The sequence below is a fragment of the Mycobacterium sp. genome (assembly GCF_008709575.1).
In the GTDB taxonomy this organism is placed as follows: Bacteria; Actinomycetota; Actinomycetes; order Mycobacteriales; family Mycobacteriaceae; genus Mycobacterium.
Genome location: NZ_VYIK01000367.1, coordinates 1 through 684, shown reverse-complemented (window position 1 = coordinate 684; position 684 = coordinate 1). Strand labels below are relative to the sequence as shown.

Sequence of the window (684 nt, the reverse complement as noted above, 5' to 3'; positions counted from 1 at the left end):
TCGATGAGGTCCGCGTCCTTCGGCTGCTGCGGGCTATCACCGAGGACGTGACAATTCTGCGGCGCGAATCCGCGGCCGATGCGGCCCGGCGGGCAGACCCGATATGGCGATGCATCCGCTATGCTCCCGGCGAAAGCGGTCAGTTTTTGGCCGCCGTTGACAATAGTCGCTCAGACGGTAAGCCGGGGCGGCGGGGTTGTGCCAGCTTACTTTGACCTGTGCTGGTTATTGCTCTGGCGCCGCCGCCGAAGGACAATCTGGGGTGACCATGCCCAAAGATCCACTGGTTTAGGAGTGTTGGGATGTCGAGCGATCGCAGCGCGAAACGCAAGCAGTTGGTAGAAGCGTGGAGCAAGCACTATCCTCGGCCGCTTGCCGAGTTGATCGCAGTCATCGCACAGCCTTTCGATGACGACGAAATCACAATCGCCGACGCCACAGTCGAGGCGCAGAAGGTCGCCAAGCGAAAGATGCGGGAATTGTTCGCTCGGGATGAGGTGCGTCCGTCTGGTGGGCAGATCGAGGCGCCCCTACGCGATATCGCGCGGCGGCTCCTGGACGTGCTGCGAGCTGATGGGGCGGCGTCGTTGTGCGCCGAACGCCTTGACCACGCGATTTCCCTGCTTAATGGCGTCGCACCGGCTCGTCGCGAAGTGGTCACAGGCGATTTGGTGATCCCAGAGG

General features: G+C 62.3%; 1 protein-coding gene. It reads left to right on the top strand.

The annotated features are described in order from the left end of the window. Positions 1-302: 302 nt before the first annotated feature. Positions 303-684 (top strand): hypothetical protein (locus F6Q13_RS18995; protein WP_293059825.1); only part of this gene is annotated, 382 nt, incomplete at its 3' end.